Annotated in this window: 22 protein-coding genes; 11 read left to right on the plus strand and 11 right to left on the minus strand. The window is 66.8% G+C overall.

Going from position 1 to position 22,514, the window contains the following annotated elements; all coding sequences use genetic code 11:
• Window positions 1-73 precede the first annotated feature (73 nt).
• Genes torT through EOW65_RS05855 form a run of 3 tightly spaced genes read left to right on the plus strand, consistent with a single transcriptional unit; the run spans window position 74 to window position 3,727 of the window.
• Window positions 74-1,141 (plus strand): TMAO reductase system periplasmic protein TorT, encoded by a 1,068-nt coding sequence (gene torT / locus EOW65_RS05845; RefSeq protein ID WP_128148046.1) that lies wholly within the window; start codon window positions 74-76, stop codon window positions 1,139-1,141.
• 55 nt (window positions 1,142-1,196) lie between these two features.
• Entirely contained in the window at window positions 1,197-2,723 is a 1,527-nt protein-coding gene (locus tag EOW65_RS05850; RefSeq protein ID WP_128148047.1) for a sugar ABC transporter ATP-binding protein, read from the plus strand.
• Complete coding sequence (locus EOW65_RS05855; RefSeq protein ID WP_121533855.1) at window positions 2,720-3,727, plus strand: ABC transporter permease; 1,008 nt, start codon at window positions 2,720-2,722, stop codon at window positions 3,725-3,727. Before EOW65_RS05850 ends, EOW65_RS05855 begins: the two co-directional genes overlap by 4 nt.
• A gap of 137 nt (window positions 3,728-3,864) precedes the next feature.
• Here the strand turns inward: EOW65_RS05855 and EOW65_RS05860 are convergent, their stop codons facing one another.
• A complete protein-coding gene (locus EOW65_RS05860; RefSeq protein ID WP_113899517.1) occupies window positions 3,865-4,194 on the minus strand; it encodes a TIGR02300 family protein in 330 nt (109 codons plus the stop codon).
• 139 nt (window positions 4,195-4,333) lie between these two features.
• On the opposite strand from EOW65_RS05860, the gene EOW65_RS05865 reads away from it, so the two are divergent.
• From EOW65_RS05865 to EOW65_RS05875, 3 genes are all read left to right on the plus strand, one after another.
• Entirely contained in the window at window positions 4,334-5,032 is a 699-nt protein-coding gene (locus EOW65_RS05865) for a M48 family metallopeptidase (RefSeq protein ID WP_128148048.1), read from the plus strand.
• Window positions 5,033-5,077: 45 nt separating this feature from the next.
• A complete protein-coding gene (locus EOW65_RS05870) occupies window positions 5,078-5,725 on the plus strand; it encodes a GntR family transcriptional regulator (RefSeq protein WP_128148049.1) in 648 nt (215 codons plus the stop codon).
• A gap of 69 nt (window positions 5,726-5,794) precedes the next feature.
• Window positions 5,795-6,292: an acyl-CoA thioesterase gene (locus tag EOW65_RS05875; protein WP_128148050.1), complete on the plus strand. Its 498-nt coding sequence runs from the start codon at window positions 5,795-5,797 to the stop codon at window positions 6,290-6,292.
• Window positions 6,293-6,430: 138 nt separating this feature from the next.
• Here the strand turns inward: EOW65_RS05875 and lpdA are convergent, their stop codons facing one another.
• From lpdA to sucC, 8 genes are all read right to left on the minus strand, one after another.
• Window positions 6,431-7,819, minus strand: a complete 1,389-nt coding sequence (lpdA, locus tag EOW65_RS05880) for a dihydrolipoyl dehydrogenase (protein ID WP_128148051.1) — start codon at window positions 7,817-7,819, stop codon at window positions 6,431-6,433.
• Window positions 7,820-7,865: 46 nt separating this feature from the next.
• A complete protein-coding gene (locus EOW65_RS05885; RefSeq protein WP_128148052.1) occupies window positions 7,866-8,330 on the minus strand; it encodes a hypothetical protein in 465 nt (154 codons plus the stop codon).
• 80 nt (window positions 8,331-8,410) lie between these two features.
• On the minus strand, window positions 8,411-9,943 hold the full coding sequence (gene odhB / locus EOW65_RS05890) for a 2-oxoglutarate dehydrogenase complex dihydrolipoyllysine-residue succinyltransferase (RefSeq protein WP_128148053.1): 1,533 nt from the start codon (window positions 9,941-9,943) through the stop codon (window positions 8,411-8,413).
• A gap of 3 nt (window positions 9,944-9,946) precedes the next feature.
• Window positions 9,947-12,916 (minus strand): 2-oxoglutarate dehydrogenase E1 component, encoded by a 2,970-nt coding sequence (locus tag EOW65_RS05895; RefSeq protein WP_128148054.1) that lies wholly within the window; start codon window positions 12,914-12,916, stop codon window positions 9,947-9,949.
• Between the two features lie 53 nt (window positions 12,917-12,969).
• Window positions 12,970-13,338 carry a hypothetical protein gene (locus EOW65_RS05900; RefSeq protein WP_128148055.1) on the minus strand — a complete coding sequence of 123 codons (369 nt, stop codon included), beginning with the start codon at window positions 13,336-13,338 and terminating at the stop codon, window positions 12,970-12,972.
• Between the two features lie 28 nt (window positions 13,339-13,366).
• Window positions 13,367-13,693 (minus strand): hypothetical protein, encoded by a 327-nt coding sequence (locus EOW65_RS05905; protein WP_128148056.1) that lies wholly within the window; start codon window positions 13,691-13,693, stop codon window positions 13,367-13,369.
• Between the two features lie 126 nt (window positions 13,694-13,819).
• Window positions 13,820-14,707: a succinate--CoA ligase subunit alpha gene (gene sucD, locus EOW65_RS05910; RefSeq protein WP_128148057.1), complete on the minus strand. Its 888-nt coding sequence runs from the start codon at window positions 14,705-14,707 to the stop codon at window positions 13,820-13,822.
• A 4-nt stretch (window positions 14,708-14,711) separates the two neighbouring features.
• On the minus strand, window positions 14,712-15,905 hold the full coding sequence (gene sucC, locus EOW65_RS05915; RefSeq protein WP_121533844.1) for an ADP-forming succinate--CoA ligase subunit beta: 1,194 nt from the start codon (window positions 15,903-15,905) through the stop codon (window positions 14,712-14,714).
• A 222-nt stretch (window positions 15,906-16,127) separates the two neighbouring features.
• Between sucC and EOW65_RS05920 the strand changes: the two genes are divergently transcribed.
• Window positions 16,128-17,174: a glycosyltransferase family 2 protein gene (locus EOW65_RS05920; RefSeq protein WP_164880009.1), complete on the plus strand. Its 1,047-nt coding sequence runs from the start codon at window positions 16,128-16,130 to the stop codon at window positions 17,172-17,174.
• Window positions 17,175-17,233: 59 nt separating this feature from the next.
• Here the strand turns inward: EOW65_RS05920 and mdh are convergent, their stop codons facing one another.
• Window positions 17,234-18,196, minus strand: a complete 963-nt coding sequence (mdh, locus tag EOW65_RS05925) for a malate dehydrogenase (RefSeq protein WP_128148059.1) — start codon at window positions 18,194-18,196, stop codon at window positions 17,234-17,236.
• A gap of 263 nt (window positions 18,197-18,459) precedes the next feature.
• Between mdh and EOW65_RS05930 the strand changes: the two genes are divergently transcribed.
• Genes EOW65_RS05930 through EOW65_RS05945 form a run of 4 tightly spaced genes read left to right on the plus strand, consistent with a single transcriptional unit; the run spans window position 18,460 to window position 21,134 of the window.
• Window positions 18,460-19,335, plus strand: coding sequence for an HpcH/HpaI aldolase/citrate lyase family protein (locus EOW65_RS05930; protein ID WP_128148060.1), 876 nt, complete (start codon window positions 18,460-18,462; stop codon window positions 19,333-19,335).
• 11 nt (window positions 19,336-19,346) lie between these two features.
• Window positions 19,347-19,889: an NnrU family protein gene (locus EOW65_RS05935; RefSeq protein WP_128148061.1), complete on the plus strand. Its 543-nt coding sequence runs from the start codon at window positions 19,347-19,349 to the stop codon at window positions 19,887-19,889.
• A gap of 4 nt (window positions 19,890-19,893) precedes the next feature.
• Window positions 19,894-20,100: a DUF1737 domain-containing protein gene (locus EOW65_RS05940; RefSeq protein ID WP_128148062.1), complete on the plus strand. Its 207-nt coding sequence runs from the start codon at window positions 19,894-19,896 to the stop codon at window positions 20,098-20,100.
• Window positions 20,100-21,134: a MaoC family dehydratase gene (locus EOW65_RS05945; protein ID WP_128148063.1), complete on the plus strand. Its 1,035-nt coding sequence runs from the start codon at window positions 20,100-20,102 to the stop codon at window positions 21,132-21,134. Before EOW65_RS05940 ends, EOW65_RS05945 begins: the two co-directional genes overlap by 1 nt.
• Before the next feature lie 97 nt (window positions 21,135-21,231).
• Here the strand turns inward: EOW65_RS05945 and EOW65_RS05950 are convergent, their stop codons facing one another.
• Complete coding sequence (locus EOW65_RS05950) at window positions 21,232-22,356, minus strand: alpha/beta fold hydrolase (RefSeq protein WP_128148064.1); 1,125 nt, start codon at window positions 22,354-22,356, stop codon at window positions 21,232-21,234.
• Window positions 22,357-22,514: the final 158 nt, after the last annotated feature.

Genomic DNA, 22,514 nt, shown 5'->3' on the forward strand with positions numbered 1-22,514 from the left:
ACTCACCCACACTACCCAAAGAAACGCGGACCAACCGCGACCGATCCCACAAGAACAGAGAGGTCTCTGAACGATGAAACATGCCCGTCTTGCCCTTGCGCTGCTTGGCGCGACGACCCTTGCGGTGCCGGCCTTCGCCGGTGACTGGTTCCCCTATCCGGCCGAGGAGGTGACCCCCGCCTTCTCGACCGACGGCACCTCCGCGCCGATCAGCTACGAGGCGCTGCCGAAGGCCGACAAGCCCTGGAACATCTGCGTTGCCTTCCCGCACATGAAGGACGCCTATTGGCTCGGCGTCGACTACGGCGTCACCGAAGAGGCGAAGCGCGCGGGCGTGAAGCTGAACGTGGTCGAGGCCGGCGGCTATACCGAACTCGCCAAGCAGATCAGCCAGATCGAGGATTGCGTCGCCGGCGGCGCGCAGGCGGTGATCATCGGTGCGATCTCCTATGACGGGCTGAACGCGGTGGTGAAGGAAACCGCCGCCAAGGGCGTGCCGGTGATCGACGTGGTGAACGGCATGTCCTCGCCCGACATCTCGGCGAAGTCGCTGGTCTCGTTCTGGACCATGGGCCACGAGACCGGCAAGTATCTGGCCGAGAAGCACCCCGCGGGCAGCCCCGAGGTCACCGTGGGCTGGTTCCCGGGCCCGGCCGGCGCCGGCTGGGTCGAGGCGGCGAACACCGGCTTCATGGAGGCGGTCAAGGGCTCGGCGGTGAAGGTTCTGGAACCGCGCTATGGCGACACCGGCAAGGAAGCGCAGCTGAAGCTGGTCGAGGACGTGCTGCAGGCGAACCCCGAGGTGAACTACATCGCCGGCACCGCGGTCACCGCCGAGGCGGCGCAGGGCCTGCTGCGCGAGCGCGGGCTGACCGACAAGGTCGGGCTGCTGGCCTTCTACCTGACGCCGGGCGTCTATTCGGGCATCCAGCGCGGTTTCATCGAGGCGGCGCCGGCGGATTCGATGGTCATCCAGGGCCGCATCGCGGTCGACCAGGCGGTGCGCATCCTCGAGGGCAAGCCCTACGTCAAGCACGTCGGTCCGAAGATCTTCGTGATCACCAAGGACAACCTGTCGAAGACCCCGCGCGAGGCGGTGCTGCCGCCCGAGGGCTTCCAGCCCGTGTTCTCGGTCAACTGATCTCCCACGGCGTCCCGGCCCGTACCGGGGCGCCTTTCCAACCGGAGCGTTGCCGATGACCTCTCCCCTTCTCGAGACCCGGGGCCTGACAAAGGCCTATCCCGGCGTTCTCGCCCTCAACGCGGTCGATTTCACCCTGCTGCCCGGCGAGGTGCACGTGCTCTTCGGCGAGAACGGCGCGGGCAAGTCGACGATGATCTCCCTGCTCGCCGGTGCGAACACGCCGACCGAGGGCGAGATCCGCGTGCGCGGCGTGCCGGTGCGCTTTGCCTCGGTCGCCGATGCGCAGGCGCAGGGCATCTACACCGTGTTTCAGGAATTCTCGCTGATCCCGACGATGACCGTGGCGCAGAACATGTTCCTGGGCCACGAACCGGGCCCCGGCCCCTTCCTGGCGCCGGGCGAGATGCGCCGCCGCGCCGCCGCCACGCTGGCCGAGCTGGGCTTTGCGATCGATCCGGGCGCCACCGTCGCGCGGCTGTCGCGGGCGCAACAGCAGATGGTCGAGATCGCCAAGGCGATGCAGGGCGCGCTGTCGGTGCTGATCCTCGACGAACCCACCGCCTCGCTGACCGACCGCGAGGTCGACCAGCTGTTCGACGTGGTGAAGCGGCTGAAGGCCGAGGGCGTCGGCATCGTCTACATCTCGCACCGCGTGCACGAGTTCGAACGCATCGCCGAGCGCGTCACCGTGCTGCGCGACGGCGCCAGGATCGGCACCGCGCCGATGGCCGAGATGAGCGAAGAGGCGCTGGTCGACATGATGGCCGGGCGCGAGATCCGCGACATCTATCCTCAGATCGCCCGCACTCCCGGCGCGGTGGTGCTGGAGGTCGAGGGGCTTGCCGCTCCGGGCGTCTTCGACGCCTCCTTCACCCTGCGCCGCGGCGAGGTGCTGGGCGTGGCGGGGCTCGTGGGCTCCGGCAAGTCGCGCCTCTTCCGGGCGGTGATGGGGCTTGCGCCGACGCTTGCGGGCACGGTGCGCTTCAAGGGGCAGGACATCACCCGTGCCCCGACCCGGCGGGTGGTGAAGGCGGGTGCGTGGTATCTGTCGCCCGACCGCAAGCACGAGGGGCTGATCCTGGCGGAAACCCCCTTCGGCAACCTGCGCATGGACCTGATGCTGGACGGCGGCCCGGTGCTGAGCCTTGCCGCCCTGCGCCGCCGCGCCGCGCAGATCTTCGGCCATGTCGAGCTGCCCGAGGCCTATCGCCGCCGCACCGTCGCCAAGCTTTCGGGCGGGAACCAGCAGAAGGTGCTGTTCGGCAAGGCCTTCGGCCATGACGCCGATCTGTACATCTTCGACGAGCCCACCGTCGGCGTCGACATGGGCACCCGCGCCGCGCTCTACCGGCTGATTGCGGAACTCGCCGAGGCCGGCAAGGCGGTGGTGGTGATCTCCTCCGACCTGCCCGAGGTGATGAACCTCGCGCATCGCGCGCTCGTTCTGGCGAATGGCCGCATCACCGCCCGGCTCGAGCGTGAAGAGCTGAGCGAGGACGCGATCTTGCGCCATTTCTTCGACGGTGCCGAGCCCGGCGCCGCAACCGTTGCCCCCGAACTGCAAGGAGACCTCGCATGACGCAGGCCCATCCCGCGCGCGGACTGCTGGCCCTGCCGCTGCGCATCTTCGTCAAACTCGGCGTGCTGCCGTTCTTCCTGATCGCGGCGATGGTGATCTTCGCCGTGCTGTCGCCGAACTTCCTGACGCCGCAGAACCTGATGAACGTGGCGCGGCAGTCGGTCTATCTGGTGCTCGTCTCGCTCGGGCAGATGCTGGTGCTGATCTCGGGCGGCTTCGATCTGTCGGTCGGCACGGTGATCGCGCTCTCCTCGGTCGTCTCGGCGCTGGTGATGACGGCGCTGGCGCCGGTCTTTCCCGATGCGGTCTGGCTGGTGATCGCGCTTGGCGCGCTCGCTGGCTTTGCCGTGGCGCTGGTCGTCGGCGCGATCAACGGCATCGGCGTTGCCCTGTTCGACGTCTCGCCCTTCATCATGACGCTCGGCGTATCCTCGGTCGGCACCGGCTTTGCGCTGTTCCTCACCGGCGGCGTGCCGGTCTCGGGGCTGCCCTTCGCCTTCGGCGACACCTTCGGCTTCGGCAAGGTGCTGGGGCTGCCGGTGCCGGTGGCGATTGCGCTGGTGGCGATTGCGGCGATGTGGCTTTTCATGGCGCGCACCCGCGCCGGCGCCCGTGTCTATGCGGTCGGCGGCAACATCAAGGCAGCGCATCTGTCGGCGATCAACACCCGCGGCGTGCTAATCCTCGTCTATGGCCTGTGCGCGCTGATCGCGGCACTGACCGGGCTCCTGCTCACCGCCCGCGTCGAAAGCGGCGAGGCGAACCTTGGCGGCACGATCGCGATGGAGTCGATAGCCGCTTGCGTTATCGCCGGCGTGTCGCTGCGTGGTGGCATCGGCCGGGTCGAGAACGTCGTCCTCGGCGCCTTCTTCATCATCCTGGTGCAGAACGGCATGAACCTCGCGCAGATCAGCTCCTACATGCAGATGGTGCTGATCGGGCTCTTGCTGATCCTCGCGGTGATCTTCGACCAGCTGCGCTATCGGCTGATCGTGAAGGGCTGAACCCAGCCCCCTCTTCCCCCCACTGCCCCGGTCGCCTCTGCGCCCGGGGCTTTTTCATGCCCGGCGGGGGAGGGGGTGCGCGAAAGCAAAAGGGCGCGGGATGCCCGCGCCCTGCCTCCGCTCCCGAAGGGGAGGGATCAGTTCTCTTCGTCGCTGCCGCCGACATCTGCGATATCGTCGAGCGAGACGTTGTCGTCCTCGTCGTCCTCGAGCAGGTCGTCGTCGAGATCGACGTCGCTCGCGTCCTCGTCCAGATCCTCGTCGGCCAGATCGTCGACCACGAGATCATGTTCGCGCGGCGAGGCCTTGTCGGCGACCAGCACGCGGCCGCGGCCGCTCGAGGTCAGGCTCTCGATCGAGAAGCTGTTTCCGCAGACCGGGCAGGTCATCGGATCTTTTTGCAGGTCGTAAAAGCGGCTCGCGCAATGCGGGCAGAGGCGCTTGACGCCCCATTCCTCTTTCGGCATGGAAGTCTCCTGGCAAGCTCTTTCGCACAGAGTCGCAGCCAACTGCCATACATGCGGGGGGGTGTCAAAGCCTTTTCGCGCTTTCTGCCCCGCGGCGGCGCTCGTGTGCCGCGAACCGCCCCGAAGCCCCGGAAGACCGATGGACTCAAGCCGTTTCACCCTGCCTGACCTGCCCGGCGTCGCGCTCACGCTGCGCCGCTCGGCCCGGGCGCGGCGGTTCAGCCTGCGGGTGTCGCGACTCGATGGGCAGGTGGTGCTGACCCTGCCGACCCGTGCGCCGCTCGCCGAGGCGCTGGCCTTCGCGCAGGGCCATGGCGAGTGGCTGCGCCGCACGCTGGCCGCGATGCCGGCGTTGCGCCGCCCGGCCTTCGGCGCCACCCTGCCGGTCGAGGGCGAGGAGCGGCGGATCGAGCCGGGCGCGGTGCGGGCGCCGCGGCTCGAACCCGGGCGGCTGATCGTGCCGCCGGGCGAGGACCGGCTGGCGACGCGGCTCGAGGCCTTCCTGCGCCATTGCGCCCGGCTGCGCCTGCAGGCCGCGACCGAGCGCCACGCCGAGGTGCTGGGCCGTCCCTTCCGCCGCATCACCCTGCGCGACACCCGCTCGCGCTGGGGCTCCTGCGCGGCCGACGGCTCGCTCTCCTATTCCTGGCGGCTGATCATGGCGCCGCCCGCCGTGCTTGATTACGTCGCGGCGCATGAGGTCGCGCATCTGGCGCAGATGAACCATTCGCCCGCCTTCTGGGCCGAGGTGGCGCGACTGATGCCCGATTACGCTCCGCATCGCGCCTGGCTGAAGCGCGAGGGGGGCGCGTTGCAGGCGATCCGCTTCCGCGACTGACGGCGCGGCATTGACGCGGGGCGGATTCGTGATCACATACGCCCCATGACCACGATCACCACCCGCCCGATCGAGACCGCCGCGCATGACCGGATCTACCGCACGCTGCGGCTGCAGATCATGCATGGCGAGCTGGCCCCCGGCCAGGCGCTGACCCTGCGCGGGCTGGCGAAACAGTTCGACGTCTCGATGACCCCGGTGCGCGAGGCGCTGCGCCGGCTGATTGCCGAGGGCGCGCTGATGCTCTCCTCCTCGGGCCGGGTGACGACGCCGGAGCTGTCGAACGAGCGGATCGAGGAGCTTGCCGCGCTGCGTGCGCTGATCGAGCCGGAACTCGCCTCCCGCGCCCTGCCGCGCGCCCACCTCGCGCTGATCGACCGGCTCGGCGCGATCAACACCGCGAATGCCGAGGCGGTCGCCAAGCATGACGCCGTGGGCTACATCCGCACCAATCTCGAGTTCCACCGCACCCTTTACCTGCGCGCGCAGGCGCCGGCGATGCTGGCGGTGATCGAGACCGTCTGGCTGCAGCTCGGCCCCACCATGCGCGCGCTCTACGGCCGGATCCAGCGCAACGAGCCGCCGCGCCACCACCGGCTGATCCTCGCCGCATTGCGGGCGGGCGACGAGCCGGGGCTGCGGCTTGCAGTGCGCACCGACGTGACCCAGGGGCTGCGCCACCTCGCGCAGTGAAGCACGGGCAGGGCAGGGGGATTGACCTTTCCGCGCCCGGGGGCATGCTGGCCCGAAACGGAGGTGCCGATGAGCGAGACCCTGACCGACGACGAGCGAAAAGTGCTCGAGATGACGGTGCTGATGACGCCGGACATGGCGAATTTCTCGGGCAAGGTGCATGGCGGCGCGCTCTTGAACTGGCTCGACCGCGTCGCCTTCTCGCTCGCCTCGCGCTATTCGGGGCGCTATGCGGTGACGCTGTCGGTCGATCAGGTGACCTTCAAGGAGCCGATCCATGTGGGCGAGCTGGTCCTTTTCCGCGCCGCGGTGAACCACACCGGGCGCAGCTCGATGGAGATCGGCATCCGGGTCGAGGCCGAGAACATCACCCGCGGCACCCGGCGGCACACCAACAGCTGCTATTTCACCATGGTCGCGGTCGATGACGAGGGGCGGCCCGCCGAAGTGCCACGGCTGCTGCCCGCGACCGAGGTCGAGACGCAGCGCTGGAAGGCCGCGGAGATCCGCAAGGCCCTGCGGCGCGAGTTCGCGGCGAAGATGGCGGCGACCTCGGAGGCGGGCTGAGCCGCGGCGGCGGGCCGCGCTGCCCGGCTCTGGGCCTGCCGTGCCGAGTTGGCGGAACTATGCGGCGGATCTCGCCTGCGCAAATGAAGAAAGGCGGCCCGAGGGCCGCCTTTCCGATGTTCGTGGCAGGCCGGGGCCTCAGGCGTGGATTGCGCCATCGCCGCAGGCGAGCGCCGCCTCGCGCACCGCTTCCGAGAAGGTCGGGTGGGCGTGGCAGGTCAGCGCGATATCCTGCGCCGAGGCACCAAATTCCATCGCGACGCAGATCTCGTGGATCAGCTCGCCCGCCGACGGCCCGATGATGTGGCAGCCGAGGATGCGGTCGGTGCCCGCATCGACGATCAGCTTCACGAAGCCCTCCGACTGGAACACCGCCTTCGCCCGGCCGTTGCCCATGAAGGAGAACTTGCCGACCTTGTAGGCGCGGCCTTCCTGCTTCAGCACCTCTTCGGTCTTGCCGACCGAGGCCACCTCGGGGGTGGTGTAGATCACGCCCGGGATCACGTCATAGTTCACGTGGCCATGCTTGCCGGCGATCACCTCGGCCACCGCCATGCCCTCGTCCTCGGCCTTGTGGGCGAGCATCGGGCCGACGATCGCGTCGCCGATCGCGTAGATGCCCTTCACCGAGGTCGCCCAATGCGCGTCGGTCTTCACCTGGCCGCGCGGCAGCATCTCGACGCCGAGCGCCTCGAGGCCGAGACCCGCGGTATAGGGCTTGCGGCCGGTCGCGACGAGCACCACCTCGGCCTCGATCGCGGCCTCACTCTCGTCCTTGCGCAGCTTGTATTTGACGGTGTTCTTGCCCTTGCCCTTCTCGACGCCCTGCACCGCGGCGCCGAGGACGAACTTCAGCCCCTGCTTGGTGAGGATCTTCTGGAAGTTCTTGGCAACCTCGCCGTCCATGCCCGGGGTGATCGCGTCGAGATATTCGACGACGGTCACTTCGGTGCCGAGGCGGGCATAGACCGAGCCCATCTCGAGGCCGATGACGCCGGCGCCGATGACCACCATCGACTTCGGGATCTTCGGCAGCGAGAGCGCGCCGGTCGAGGTGACGACGGTGTCCTCGTCGATCTCGATGCCCGGCAGCGAGGCCGGTTCCGAGCCGGTGGCGATCACGATCGCCTTGGCCGAGTGGACCTCGTCGCCCACCTTCACCTGACCCGCGGCCGGGATCGAGCCCCAGCCCTGCAGGTAGGTCACCTTGTTCTTCTTGAACAGGAACTCGATGCCCTTGGTGTTGCCGTCGATGACGTCCTGCTTGTAGGACTGCATCTTCGCCCAGTCGACCTTCACCTTGGCGCCGGTGAGGCCCATCTTCTCGAAGTTCTCGTGCACCTCGTGCAGGTGGTGCGTGGCGTTCAGCAGCGCCTTCGAGGGGATGCAGCCGACGTTCAGGCAGGTGCCGCCAAGGGCGCCACGGCCCTCGACACAGGCGGTCTTGAGGCCCAGCTGGGCGCAGCGGATCGCACAGACATAGCCACCCGGGCCGCCGCCGATCACGATCACATCAAATTCTGCCATTTAAACTCTCCTCAATTCGGATCGGACGCGCGGCGCCCGGTTGGTCTCAGCGGTGTCGCTTCAGTTCCGACATGGCCTGCGGATTCTGGACAAGCCACTGGACAATTGCAGTCTTATCGGCGCTGCCTTGGGTGAGCTGAACCAGCGTAACCGTGCAGCCGAGCGGCTGCGTGACCGCATTGGCCCTACGGCGCTCCCCCTCGCGGATGATGTTCGGCCCCAGGGCGGAAACAACACCCGGCATCGCTGCAATCTTGCCGCTTGCCGCTTTGTAGCTCGCCTCGTTCTCGCACTGCATCGCATAGGTCACGGTCATCAGCGATGGATCCGACTGGGTGATGCCATTGTACACGGACCCCTTTCTCAGCATCTCCCGCTTATAGCTAAATGCAGCGGTTTGATCGGCTGGGGGAACGGCGCTTGGTGCCGGTGCGCAGGCCGAAAGAAGGGGCAGGGCAAGAAGCCCCAGGGCGAAGCTGCGAATGCGGATAGACTTGACAGTGGTACTCATACTTCTCGTGCAGACTGATGCGAGGGGGGCCGGTAAGGCAGCGAAGGAGCGGTGACGGCCTGAGCCGTCACCGCGAAGGATCACAGATCCAGCAGCAGGCGGCGCGGGTCTTCAAGCGCTTCCTTGACGCGGACGAGGAAGGTCACGGCGCCCTTGCCGTCGACGATGCGGTGATCATAGCTCAGCGCCAGATACATCATCGGGCGGATCACGATCTGGCCGTTCACCACGACCGGGCGATCCTGGATCTTGTGCATGCCGAGGATGCCCGACTGCGGCGGGTTCAGGATCGGCGAAGACATCAGCGAGCCGTAGACGCCGCCGTTCGAGATGGTGAAGGTGCCGCCCTGCATTTCCGCCATGGTCAGCTTGCCGTCACGGGCGCGCTTGCCCTTTTCGGAGATCGCCTTCTCGATGTCGGCGAACGACATCTGGTCGGCGTCGCGGATCACCGGAACGACGAGGCCCGTGGGCGTGCCCGCAGCCACGCCCATGTGGACGTAATGCTTGTAGACGACATCGCCGCCGTCGATCTCGGCGTTGACTTCCGGCACTTCCTTCAGCGCGTGGCAGCAGGCCTTGGTGAAGAAGGACATGAAGCCCATGCGGACGCCGTGCTTCTTCTCGAAGGCGTCCTTGTACTCGTTGCGCAGCGCCATGATCGCGGACATGTCGACCTCGTTGTAGGTCGTCAGCATCGCGGCGGTGTTCTGCGCATCCTTCAGGCGGCGGGCGATGGTGGCGCGCAGGCGCGTCATCTTCACGCGTTCCTCGCGGGCGGCGTCGTCCGACGAGACCGGGGCGCGCGGGGCCGAGGCCGGGGCGGGGGCGATCGAGACGGCCGGAGCGGCGGCAGCCTTGGCGGCGGCCGCGGCGACGTCTTCCTTCATGATCCGGCCGTCACGGCCGGTGCCGGTGACCTGCGAGGGGGTGAGGCCGGCTTCGGCCATCGCCTTCTTCGCGGCGGGCGCATCCTCGACATCCTTGCCGGCGGGCGCCGCGGCCGGGGCGGGGGCTGCGGCCGGAGCGGCGGCGGCAGGCGCGGCGACCGCACCGGCCGCGCCTTCGGCCACGACGGCAAGCTTCGCCGAGGCGGCGACGGTCGCGCCCTCGGGGGCGACGATCTCGGTCAGCACGCCGGCGACGGGCGAGGGAACCTCGACCGAGACCTTGTCGGTTTCAAGCTCGCACAGCATCTCGTCCTGCGCGACCGTGTCGCCCACTTTCTTGAACCAGGTGGAAACCGTGGCTTCCGACACGCTCTCGCCCAGGGCGGGCACCATCACGTCCGTCATCTTGACCTCTTTGGACTGTTGCGCGGCCGGCTGAGGGGCTGCCGCGCCTTCGGATTTGGGTTGCGGGGCGGGCGCCGCGGCGCCCGCTTCGTTGATCGTGGCGAGAAGGGCGTTCACGCCCACCGTCTCGCCCTCGGCGGCGACGATCTCGGCCAGCACACCCGCGGCGGGGGCCGGAACCTCGACGGTCACCTTGTCGGTCTCGAGCTCGCACAGCATCTCGTCGGCGGCGACCGCGTCACCCGGTTTCTTGAACCAGGTGGCGACGGTGGCTTCCGAGACGCTCTCGCCAAGCGTGGGGACGCGGACTTCGGTCATCGATCAGCCCTCCAGCGCGTCGTTGACGAGCGCGTCCTGCTCCGCCTTGTGGCTCTTGGCAAGACCCGTCGCCGGCGAGGCCGAGGCGTTGCGGCCGGCATAGCGCGGACGCGAGTGCTTGGCGTCGATCTTCGACAGCACCCACTCGATGTTCGGCTCGACGAAGGTCCAGGCGCCCTGGTTCTTCGGCTCTTCCTGGCACCAGATCACCTCGGCGTCCTTGAAGCGCGAGAGCTCGGTCACCATCGAATGCGCCGGGAACGGGTAGAACTGTTCGAGGCGCAGGATGTAGACATCCTCGAGGCCACGCTTGTCGCGCTCGGCCAGCAGGTCATAGTAGACCTTGCCCGAGCAGATCACGACGCGCTTGATCTCGCTGTCCGGCTTCACCCGGAACTCCGAGTTGCCGTGCTTCTGCTGCACGTCGGCGTCGTCCCACATCACGCGGCGGAAGAAGGAGCCGGTGGTGAATTCCTCGGCCTTCGAGGTGCACAGCGGGTGACGCAGAAGCGACTTCGGCGTCATCAGGATCAGCGGCTTGCGGAAGTTGCGGTGGATCTGCCGGCGCAGGATGTGAAAGTAGTTCGCCGGGGTCGAGCAGTTCGCCACGATCCAGTTGTCTTCCGCCGAGAGCTGCAGGAAGCGTTCGAGACGGGCCGAGCTGTGCTCGGGGCCCTGGCCCTCGAAGCCGTGCGGCAGCAGGCAGACGAGGCCCGACATGCGCAGCCACTTGCGTTCGCCCGAGTTGATGAACTGGTCGAACATGATCTGCGCGCCGTTGGCGAAATCGCCGAACTGAGCTTCCCACAGGGTGAGCGCGTTCGGCTCGGCCAGCGAATAGCCGTACTCGAAGCCGAGCACCGCATATTCCGACAGCATCGAGTCGATCACCTCGTAACGCGCCTGACCCGGCTTGATGTGGTTCAGCGGGTAGTAGCGTTCCTCGGTGGTCTGGTCGATGAAGGCGGAATGGCGCTGCGAGAAGGTGCCGCGGGTGCAGTCCTGACCGGACAGGCGCACCGCGAACCCTTCGGTGAGCAGCGAGCCGAAGGCCAGCGCCTCGGCCGTCGCCCAGTCGAAGCCGGCGCCGGTCTCGAACATCTTCTTCTTCGACTCGAGCAGACGCGCCACGGTCTTGTGGATGTCGAAGCTGTCGGGATGCGAGGTCAGCGCTTTGCCCAGCTCGGCCAGTTGCTCGGGCGAGATCGGGGTGACGCCGGCGTCATAGTCCTGCGTTTGCCGGTCGAGGTGCTTCCAGCGGCCGTCGAGCCAGTCGGCCTTGTTCGGTTTGAACGCCTTGCCGATCTCGAATTCCTCGTTCAGCTTCGCCTGGAAGGCGGCCTTCATGTCCTCGATCTCGCCTTCCGGGATCAGCCCGTCGGCAACGAGACGCTCGGTGTAGAGCTGCAGCGTGGTCTTGTGGCCCTTGATGTTCTTGTACATCGCCGGGTTGGTGAACATCGGCTCGTCGCCTTCGTTGTGACCGAAGCGGCGATAGCAGAAGATGTCGATGACCACGTCCTTGTGGAACTTCTGGCGGAACTCGGTCGCCACCTTGGCGGCGTGCACCACCGCTTCCGGATCGTCGCCGTTGACGTGGAAGATCGGGGCTTCCACCATCAGCGCGATATCGGTCGGGTAGGGCGAGGAGCGCGAGAAATGCGGCGCCGTGGTGAAGCCGATCTGGTTGTTCACCACGATGTGGATGGTGCCGCCGGTGCGGTGGCCGCGGATGCCGGAAAGCTGGAAGCATTCCGCCACCACGCCCTGACCGGCGAAGGCCGCGTCACCATGCAGCAGCACCGCCATCACCTGGGTGCGGTCGGCGTCGTTCAGCTGGTCCTGCTTCGCGCGCACCTTGCCAAGCGCGACCGGGTTCACCGCCTCGAGGTGCGAGGGGTTGGCGGTCAGCGACAGGTGGACGGTGTGCTCGTCGAAGGTACGGTCGGCCGAGGCGCCGAGGTGATACTTCACGTCGCCCGAACCGTCGACGTCGTCGGGCTTGTAGGAACCGCCCTGGAATTCGTGGAAGATCGCCCGGTAGGGCTTCATCATCACGTTGGCCAGGACCGACAGACGGCCGCGGTGCGGCATGCCGAAGACGACCTCCTTCAGGCCGAGGTTGCCGCCGCGCTTGATGATCTGTTCCATCGCCGGGATCAGCGCTTCACCGCCGTCAAGGCCGAAGCGCTTGGTGCCCATGTACTTGACGTGCAGGAACTTCTCGAAGCCCTCGGCCTCGACCAGCTTGTTCAGGATGGCGCGGCGGCCTTCCCGGGTGAACTGGATCTCCTTGCCATAGCCCTCGATCCGCTCCTTCAGCCAGGCGGCTTCCTCGGGGTTCGAGATGTGCATGTACTGCAGCGCGAAGGTGCCGCAATAGGTGCGCTTCAGCACGTCGATGATCTGCCGCATCGACGCGACCTGCAGGCCGAGCACGTTGTCGATGAAGATCGGGCGGTCCATGTCGGCATCGGTGAAGCCGTAGGACTTCGGGTCGAGCTCGGGGTGGCTCGTCTCGTCGCGCATGTGCAGCGGGTCGAGATCGGCGATCAGATGGCCGCGAATACGATAGGCGCGGATGATCATGATCGCGCGCACCGAGTCGAGAACGGCGCGCTTCACCGCGTCTTCGGAGACCTGCACGCCGGCCTCGGCGGCCTTCGCCTTGATCTTGTCGCCGGCAGCCTTGGCTTCCTTCGCCGGCACCATCGGCCATTCGCCGGTCAGCGCGCCGGTCAGGTCGTCATTCGGGCTCGGCGGCCAGTCGGAGCGCGCCCAGGATGCGCCCTGCGCCGATTTCTTCACGTCGAGCTCGTCGTCGCCGAGCGATGCGAAGAAGGCAGCCCAGGCGGTGTCGACCGAGCTCGGGTCGGCGGCGAAACGGGCGTAAAGCTGTTCGACGTAATCCGCGTTCGCGCCTTGCAGGAAGCTCGAGGCTTCGAACTGTTCGTTGGGGGATTGGTCATTCATGACGGTTGTCCTTGGAAACGGCTGAGGGGCCGGTGAGGGGCGGGTGTGGCGGATCAGCCTGCGCAGTCCACCACGAGAACCTTGATGCCGGGTTCGCGGTCGCCCGGCTCGGTGACGAAGGACGATTTCAGGCCCTTGCCGTAATGGCCACAGAGCTTCGCCGGCGCGGCTTTCACCGCGGTTTTGTCGGCGGCGAAGAAATCGAAATAGATATAGGCGCGCCTGGTGTCGCCCGAGATCGCCGAGACGGCATCGCCATTGATGCCGGTCATCTGCTCGAAGGTGCCGTGCGAGCGCTCGTCCTTCGGCACCGGCGGTGCCAGCGCGGCCGTCTCGGTGCTGCTGCCGGGGGCTGCAGTCATGCAGCCCGCGAGCATCAGCGCCGCCAGCGCGGCCGAGACAGCCGGAAGTCCACGTTTCATTGTCTTCATACTCCTGCGGAACGCTGCGTCACTTGTAGGGATAGGCAGCGCCCGGTTGACCGGCCGCCTGGGCACAGGCTAGCTCGTATTCACCGCCGGCATTCGCGGCCCCGCAGGTCGCGGCGGTGCCGGCGACGATGGAGCCGTTGGAACGGGCGGAATTGGCCACGGCGTAACCGGTCGAGCCGGTCGGCGTGGTTCCCTGCGGGACCTTGCTGGTGCCGATGATCGGATAGGTGGTGATCGGGCCGGATGCCGAAAGCGGGATCGGGTCCTTGCCGGGGCCGCCGCTGCAGGCTGCCAGCATCACGAGGGCAATGGCCGCGGCCAGGGTGCCAGACGTCACGTTTCTCATCTCAACCTCCGAACTCCGGCCGCGTCCGGCCTTTGGGATCACTCAGAAGGGCAGAACGGGCCATCGGGCCCGCTCGGCACTGCGGAGTGGGAATGGAGGCCGCGGTCTCCCGCGGCCTCCCGGAACTCATTCGCCCTTGATCGCCTTCATCACGGCTTCGCCGAGATGGGCGGGGCTTTCGGCCACCACGATACCGGCCGAGCGCATCGCTTCGATCTTCGAGCCGGCGTCGCCCTTGCCGCCCGAGACGATGGCGCCCGCGTGGCCCATGCGACGGCCGGGAGGAGCGGTGCGGCCCGCGATGAAGCCGGCGGTCGGCTTCCAGCGGCCCTTCTTCTTCTGCTCCTTCAGGAACTCCGCGGCTTCCTCTTCGGCCGAGCCACCGATTTCGCCGATCATGATGATCGAGGTGGTTTCCGGGTCGTCGAGGAACATGTCGAGCACGTCGATATGCTCGGTGCCCTTGATCGGGTCGCCGCCGATGCCGACAGCCGAGGACTGGCCCAGACCGATGTCGGTCGTCTGTTTCACCGCTTCATAGGTCAGCGTGCCCGAACGCGAAACCACGCCCACCGAGCCGCGCTTGAAGATCGAGCCCGGCATGATGCCGATCTTGCATTCGTCGGGGGTCATGACGCCCGGGCAGTTCGGCCCGATCAGACGCGACTTGCTGTCGATCAGCGCGCGCTTCACCTTCATCATGTCGAGCACCGGAATGCCCTCGGTGATGCAGACGATGAGCTCGATCTCGGCGTCGATCGCCTCGAGGATACTGTCGGCGGCGAAGGGCGGCGGCACGTAGATCGCGGTCGCGTTGGCGCCGGTCTTGGCCACAGCCTCGTGGACCGAGTTGTACACTGGCAGGCCGAGGTGCTCGGAACCGCCCTTGCCCGGCGTCACGCCGCCGACCATCTTGGTGCCGTAGGCGATCGCCTGCTCGGTGTGGAAGGTGCCCTGCGAGCCGGTGATGCCCTGGCAGATGACTTTGGTTTCTTTGTTGACGAGGACTGCCATGTTCTTAGCCCTTCACAGCTTTCACGATTTTCTGGGCGCCGTCGGCGAGGTTGTCCGCCGCGATCACGTTCAGGCCGGATTTCGAGATGATCTCCTTGCCCAGCTCGACGTTGGTGCCTTCGAGACGCACCACCAGCGGAACCTTCAGCCCGACTTCCTTCACCGCGGCGATGACGCCCTCGGCGATGATGTCGCAGCGCATGATGCCGCCGAAGATGTTGACCAGGATGCCCTTCACGTTCGGGTCCGAGGTGATGATCTTGAAGGCTTCGGTGACCTTTTCCTTGGTCGCGCCGCCGCCCACATCGAGGAAGTTCGCCGGTTCCGCACCGTAGAGCTTGATGATGTCCATCGTCGCCATGGCGAGGCCCGCGCCGTTCACCATGCAGCCGATCTCACCGTCGAGCGCGATGTAGTTCAGGTCGTACTTCGAGGCTTCGAGCTCCTTCGGGTCCTCTTCGGTCTCGTCGCGCAGCGCCATGATGTCGGAGTGACGGTAGAGCGCGTTGTTGTCGAAGCCGAGCTTGGCGTCGAGCAGCTTGAGATTGCCGTCGGTCATCACGATCAGCGGGTTGATCTCGAGCATCTCCATGTCCTTCTCGATGAAGGCACGGTAGAGGTTCTTGACCAGCGCGACGCACTGCTTGACCTGCGCGCCTTCGAGCCCGAGGGCGAAGGCCACGCGGCGGCCGTGGAAATCGCTCAGCCCGGTCGCCGGGTCGACCGAGAAGGACATGATCTTCTCGGGGGTGTGGGCGGCCACTTCCTCGATGTCCATGCCGCCTTCGGTCGAGACGACGAAGGAGACGCGCGAGGTCTGGCGGTCAACCAGCAGCGCGAGGTAGAGCTCGCGCGAGATGTCCGAACCGTCCTCGATGTAGATGCGGTTCACCTGCTTGCCGGCCGGGCCGGTCTGGTGCGTCACCAGGGTGCGGCCGAGCATCTGCTTGGCGAGTTCGGCAGCCTCCTCCACCGACTTCGCGAGGCGGACGCCGCCCTTTTCGCCGGCTTCCGGCTCCTTGAACTTGCCCTTGCCGCGGCCGCCGGCATGGATCTGGGCCTTGACCACCCAGAGCGGGCCGTCGAGTTCCGAGGCGGCGGTCTTGGCTTCGTCGGCCTTCAGGACCGGACGGCCCTCGGAGACCGGGCAGCCGTAGCTCTTGAGGAGCTGCTTCGCCTGATATTCATGAATGTTCATGGCAGAGTTCCCATGCTGGTGCGATTTGCATGGTGGTGTGGCACATTCGGGGCGTGTAACAAACTGATAAATGCGTGCCGGATGCCCGGATCGGCAGAAAACCGCACTTTGTGATCACACCATTCGGGAGCGTGATCACAAATGCTGCGGGGCAGCATGAGGCTTGCCCGGGACGAAGGAATCGGAAAGACTCCGGCGGGTTTCTTGAGGGGTGGAGAGGTCATGGACAGATGGGGCGTGGTGGCACTGGCGGACGAGCCGGCGGCGTTGATTGCGGCTTTCGTCGCCCATCATCTCGACCTCGGCGCCGACGAGGTCCATGTCTGCCTCGACCGCCCCAATCCCGAAGCGCGCGACCTGCTGGCAGGGGTGCCGGGGGCGGTGCTGCATGACGCGGGCGACGACGGCTGGGCGTTTTCGAACGGCTACCGCCCGGCCAAGCATCTGGGCCGGCAGAAGTATCACGCCAGCCGGATGCTGGCCGAGACGAAGCTCGACTGGCTGGTGCATTGCGACGCCGACGAATTCGTGCTGCCCACGGCGGGCGAGAGTGTGGCCGAGGTGCTGAGCGCTGTCCGTCACGGCGCGAGTTGGGTGAAGATCGCTGTCGCCGAGCGCACCCATCTCGACGATCTGCCGGCGGCCGACATCTTTTCGGGCGTCTTTCGCCGGCCCTGGGCGGGCTTCAATGCCCGCGGCGGCGTGATCTATGACGACGCCGCTCTGGCGCTGCTGAACAAGGGGCTGTGCGGGCACAACCTCGGCAAATGCGCGGTGCGGTCGGGGCGGGGGCTGTTCATCGGCGTGCACCGGCCGATGCGCGAGTGGAGCGGTGGCGGGCGCGATGTGTCCTATGACGGCACGGCCAAGCTCGAGCTTCTGCATTACGACGGGCTGACCGAGCTGCATTACGCGCTGAAGATGATGCGCCGTGCGCTGAATGCGATGGCGAAGAACCCGCCTTCGCACGCGCCACAGCGGCAGTTGCAGTTCGAGGCGATGGCGGGCGCGGCGCATAATGCGCGCGCGCTGCATGCGCAGTGGCTGGCGGCGAAGGTGATCGACGCGAAACAGGCGCGCGTGCTCGAACGCGAAGGCGTGCTCGCCCGCTTCGATCCGCAGATTGCGGCACGCACGGCGCGGGTGGTCGGCGCGGTCGACCTGACCCCCGCGGGCTTTGACCGCGCGCTCCTTGCGCATGAGGCGGCGCTGTTCGCGCGGGCGGCGCAGACGTTCGGCTTCGATCCCGCCCCCCTCGTCGCCGCCTGAGCGCAACGAAAAAGGCGCGGCCGAAGCCGCGCCTTTCCCGAGAGACAATCCTTGCCGGATCAGGCGAGGGTCGGGTCGATGCCCTTGCAGGCCGCGACGAGGCCCTTCACCGCGTCGACCGACTTGTCGAACATCACCTGCTCGTCCTTGTTCAGCTTGATGTCGACGACCTTCTCGATGCCGCCGGCACCGATGATCGTCGGCACGCCGACATACATGCCGTCGAGGCCGAAGGCGCCCTTGACGTAGGCGGCGCAGGGCAGCAGGCGCTTCTGGTCCTTGAGATAGGCTTCCGCCATCTCGATCGCCGAGGTGGCCGGCGCGTAGAAGGCCGAGCCGGTCTTCAGCAGGCCGACGATCTCGGCGCCGCCGTCACGGGTGCGCTGGATGATCGCGTCGAGCTTTTCCTGGGTGGTCCAGCCCATCTCGATCAGGTCCGGCAGCGGGATGCCGGCAACGGTCGAGTAGCGGGCGAGCGGCACCATGGTGTCGCCGTGGCCGCCCAGAACGAAGGCGGTGACGTCCTTCATCGAGACGTTGAACTCGACCGAGAGGAAGTGACGGAAGCGCGCCGAGTCGAGCACGCCGGCCATGCCGACGACCTTCTCCGCCGGCAGGCCCGAGAACTGCTGCAGCGCCCAGACCATCGCGTCGAGCGGGTTGGTGATGCAGATCACGAACGCGTTCGGAGCATGTTTGCCGATGCCTTCGCCGACCGACTTCATCACCTTGAGGTTGATGCCGAGCAGGTCGTCACGCGACATGCCGGGCTTGCGCGGCACGCCGGCGGTCACGATGCAGACGTCGGCGCCGGCGATGTCGGCGTAATCGGTGGTGCCCTTCAGCGTGGCGTCGAAGCCTTCGGAGGGGCCGGATTCGGCGATGTCGAGCGCCTTGCCCTGGGGCGTGCCTTCGGCGATGTCGAACAGGACGACGTCACCGAGTTCTTTGATCGCGGCGAGATGGGCGAGCGTGCCGCCGATCTGGCCGGCGCCGATGAGGGCGATCTTGGGTCGGGCCATGGGATTCCTCCAAAGGTCAGGATGGATGTGTTGAAACTGACGCGGCAGGGTTAGCCCTTCGCGCCCCGTCTGGCAAGGGCCCGGCGCGGCCCGAAACCGTTCGGCATGCCGTTGTATGCCGAAATCTTGATCCGGCCCGAAGGGGAAGAGGGCGAGTCGCGCGCTGCGGCTGTACCGAATGGTTCTGCGATGCGGCAAATCTCCTCTTGCTGAAAGTGTCGGATGTGTGGTCTTTGGCGAAAGATTGTTGCGAGGAGAGAATCATGACCGCTCACGGCACGTCCCGTCCCTATCGCTCGGTGCTCTATATCCCCGGCTCGAAGGAGCGCGCGCTCGAAAAGGCCACGGGCCTCGCCTGCGACGCGATCATCTTCGACCTTGAGGATGCGGTCGCGGTCGACGAGAAGGTGAACGCCCGCGCGATCCTGGCGAAGGCGCTGAAAGAGGCGGATTACGCTGCGCGGGCGCGCATCGTGCGGGTCAACGGGCTCGATACCGAGTGGGGCCGGGACGACCTGCGCGCCTTTGCCGCCGCGATCCGCGAGGGCGCCAAGGTCGACGCGATCCTGATCCCGAAGGTGTCGCGCAAATCCGACCTCGACGCGGTCGCCGACCTGATCCCGGGCGTGCCGCTCTGGGCGATGATGGAGACCGCGCTCGGCATGCTGAACGCGGCCGAGATCGCCTCGCACCCCCGGCTCGAGGGCATGGTGATGGGCACCAACGACCTCGCGAAGGAGCTGCAGAGCCGTTTCCGCGCTGACCGTCTGCCGATGATGGCCGGGCTCGGCACCTGCCTGCTCGCCGCCAAGGCCTTCGGCAAGATCATCGTCGACGGCGTCTACAACGCCTTCAAGGACGAGGACGGGCTGAAAGTCGAATGCGACCAGGGCCGCGACATGGGCTTTGACGGCAAGACCCTGATCCACCCCGCTCAGCTCGAGATCGCGAATGCGGCCTTCGCCCCCTCGGCGGCCGAGATCGACCTGGCGCAGCGCCAGATCGCCGCTTTCGACGAGGCCGAGAAAGCCGGGCTCGGTGTCGCGGTCGTGGATGGAAAGATCGTCGAAAACCTGCATATCGTGACGGCGCGGCAGATCCTCGCCAAGGCGGAGGCGATTGCCGCTCTGGGCAACTGAAAGGCAATCACATGGCGCTTCTGGTCCTCGGTCTCCTGCTGTGGAGCCTGCCGCATCTGGCGAAACGGATCTTCCCGGGCTTTTCCCGGGCCCTTGGTGCGGCGGAGCGGCCGGCGGTCACCGCGGCGATCGTCGTCGGCGTGGTGCTGATGGTAATCGGCTACCGCTCCTGGTTCGGCACCGTGTACTGGGTGCGCACCCCGGCGCTGGCGGGCATCAACAACCTGCTGATGCTGGTCGCGGTCTATCTTTTCGCCGCGGCCGGGATGAAGACCTGGGTCGCGCGACACTATCGCCACCCGATGCTGACCGGGATGCTGATCTGGTCGCTCGCGCATCTGCTGGTGAATGGCGACACGCCGAGCTTTGTGCTCTTCGGCGGGCTCGGGCTCTGGGCGCTGGTCGAGATCGTGCTGACCAACCGCACGAAATGGGCGCCGCCCGCCGCCACCGGCGGGGCGCGCAAGGAAGCGATGGCGGTGCTTGGCACGGTCATCGTCTATGGGGCGATCGCCGGGCTGCATTACGCGGCCGGCTATCCGACATTCGGGTGATGCGATGAAACTCTATCGTCTGCTGACCGAGGACGACACCTCGGCCTTCTGCCACAAGGTCTCGCTCGCACTGTCGAAAGGGTGGGAGCTGCACGGCTCGCCCGCCTATGGCTTCGACGCCGCGAAGGGCGTGATGCGCTGTGCGCAGGCCGTCACCAAGGAGGTGCCGGGCAAGGACTATGACCCCGAGATGAAGCTGGGAGAGCAATGATGGCAAAGACCAATCCGGGCCGTTTCTTCGAGGATTACAAGGTCGGGCAGGTGATCCGCCACGCCGTGCCGCGCACGGTGGCCGAGGGCGAGCGCGCGCTCTATCACGCGCTCTATCCGGCGCGCCACGCGCTTTACTCCTCGGATGAGTTCGCCGCCGCCTCCGGCCTCGACGGCAGCCCGCTTGACGATCTGATCGCCTTCCATGTGGTCTTCGGCAAGACCGTGCCCGACGTGTCGCTGAACGCCGTCGCCAATCTCGGCTATGCCGAGGGGCGCTGGCTGAAGCCGGTCTGGCCGGGCGACACGCTGCGCTCGGAAAGCGAGGTGATCGGCGTCAAGGAGAACTCGAACGGCAAGTCGGGCGTCGTCTATGTCCGCACCCGCGGGCTGAACCAGATGGACGAGGTCGTGCTCGAATATGTCCGCTGGGTGATGGTGCGCAAGGGCGACCTGTCGGCGCCGGCGCCGGAAACCGTGCTTCCCGCGCTGCAAAAGGTGGTGCCGGCCGCGGATCTGGTGGTGCCCGAGGGGCTCGATTTCAGCGACTATGACTTCGGTCTGGCCGGCGAGCCGCACCGCTGGGGCGATTACGAGATCGGCGAGAAGATCGACCATGTCGACGGCGTGACGATCGAGGAAGCCGAGCACATGATCGCCACGCGGCTGTGGCAGAACACCGCCAAGGTGCATTTCGACGCCACCTTCCGCGACGACGGCAAGCGGCTGATCTATGGCGGCCATGTGATCTCGATGGCCCGCGCGCTGTCGTTCAACGGGCTTGCCAATGCGCAGATGATCGTGGCGCTGAACGGCGGCGCGCACGCGAACCCCTGCTTTGCCGGCGACACCGTCAAGGCCTGGTCCGAGGTGCTCGACAAGGCCGAGACCGATGCCCCGGGCGTCGGCGCGATCCGGCTGCGGCTGGTCGCGGTCAAGCAGGGCGCGGCCGAGTTCGCGCTGAAGGGCGAAGACGGCAAATACGCGCCCGAGGTGCTGCTCGATCTCGACTATTGGGCGCTGATGCCGATGTGATCCGAAAGGAAAACGCCCGGGCACCTTCGTGGGCTCCGGGCTTTTTCTCGGCCCAAATACTCAAATTCCGCGTGCAACGCGGGCACGACGGCGGGGCTCAGGCGCCGCCGTTGTCCTTCAGCCAGGCCGCGATCAGCGGCCATTCCTCGGCGAGCGTCCGGCTGCCCATGAAAAGCCCGATATGCCCGCCCGGCACCAGCTTCTTGGTGATCTTCTCCTTCGGCGTGCCAAGAAGATCGCGCGCCGCAAAGACCTGTTCCTTGGTGGTGATGTCGTCCGAGGCGCCCGCCAACAGATAGGCGGGGCAGGTGATGTCCTTCAGCTGCAGCTTTTGCCCAAGCCCGCGGAACGCCCCCTTGGCGAAGAGGTTCTTCTTGAACAACAGGTCGATCGCCTGGAGGTAATAGCGCCCGGGCAGGTCGACGGGGTTCTCGTACCAGCGCTCGAAGGTCTCGGTGCGCTTGATATAGTTGCGGTCGTCGAGATGGGCGTAAAGATCGAGGTACTTCTCCACGAACTGCTTGTCGGGGTGCATGTTCTTCCAGCCCGCCAGCATGTTCGTCCCCATCATCCGGCCGCCACCCGCGGTGACAAACTCTTCATAGAAGGACAGCGGCAGCCGATGCGCCATCGCCCGGATCGGCCCGTGCCCGGCGTCGGTGTCGATCGGCGCGCCGGCAAGCACCAGTGCGGCGACCTTCTCGGGGAAGCGCGCGGCGAACATCGCGCTCATCCAGCCGCCCTGGCACAGGCCGACAAGGATCACCCGGCCCCCAAGGTCGTCGACCACGACATTGAGCTCGGCCAGATACTTGTCGATGTCGAAATCGCGCATCTCCTCGGTGGCGGTCTTCCAGTCCGTCACCAGCACCCGGCCGATGCCGTTCGCCAGCAGCGTGGCGGCAAGGCTCTGCCCCGGGGCGAAATCGGCGATGGTCGCGTTGTGGCCGGCAAAGGGGGCGTCGACCAGCACCGGCACCCCCGTCGCGCCCTCGGCCGAGAAGTCGCGCAGCCGCATCGTATCGAGATCGAGCCGCACCCGGTTCTTCGTCGCCCAGCCGGGCTGCGGCGGGTGGTCGATCTTCTCGGCAAGGTCAACGAATTTCAGGTTCCGGCGAAAGGCGTCGAGCCCCGCCTCGCCCAGTTCGATCCCCGCTGCCATCGGCCAGAAGAAGGGAACGGAATGTTCATGCACGGGGGTCTTGGTCGCGGTTTCGGTCATCGCCGGCTCCTTTCGGGCAAGTGCGTTTCCGGCCTGGAATGCTGGGCGCAACACGCTGCGGTTGCAAGGGGCGGGGCCGCATTCCGTGCCGTCGCTCGCTGAGTCGTGTGAGCGCAATCACGTGATCACGCGCTGAAAATTTGTGATCACGAAGCTCT

The sequence above is a fragment of the Paenirhodobacter ferrireducens genome (assembly GCF_004022265.1).
GTDB classification, from domain to species: Bacteria; Pseudomonadota; Alphaproteobacteria; order Rhodobacterales; family Rhodobacteraceae; genus Rhodobacter; species Rhodobacter ferrireducens.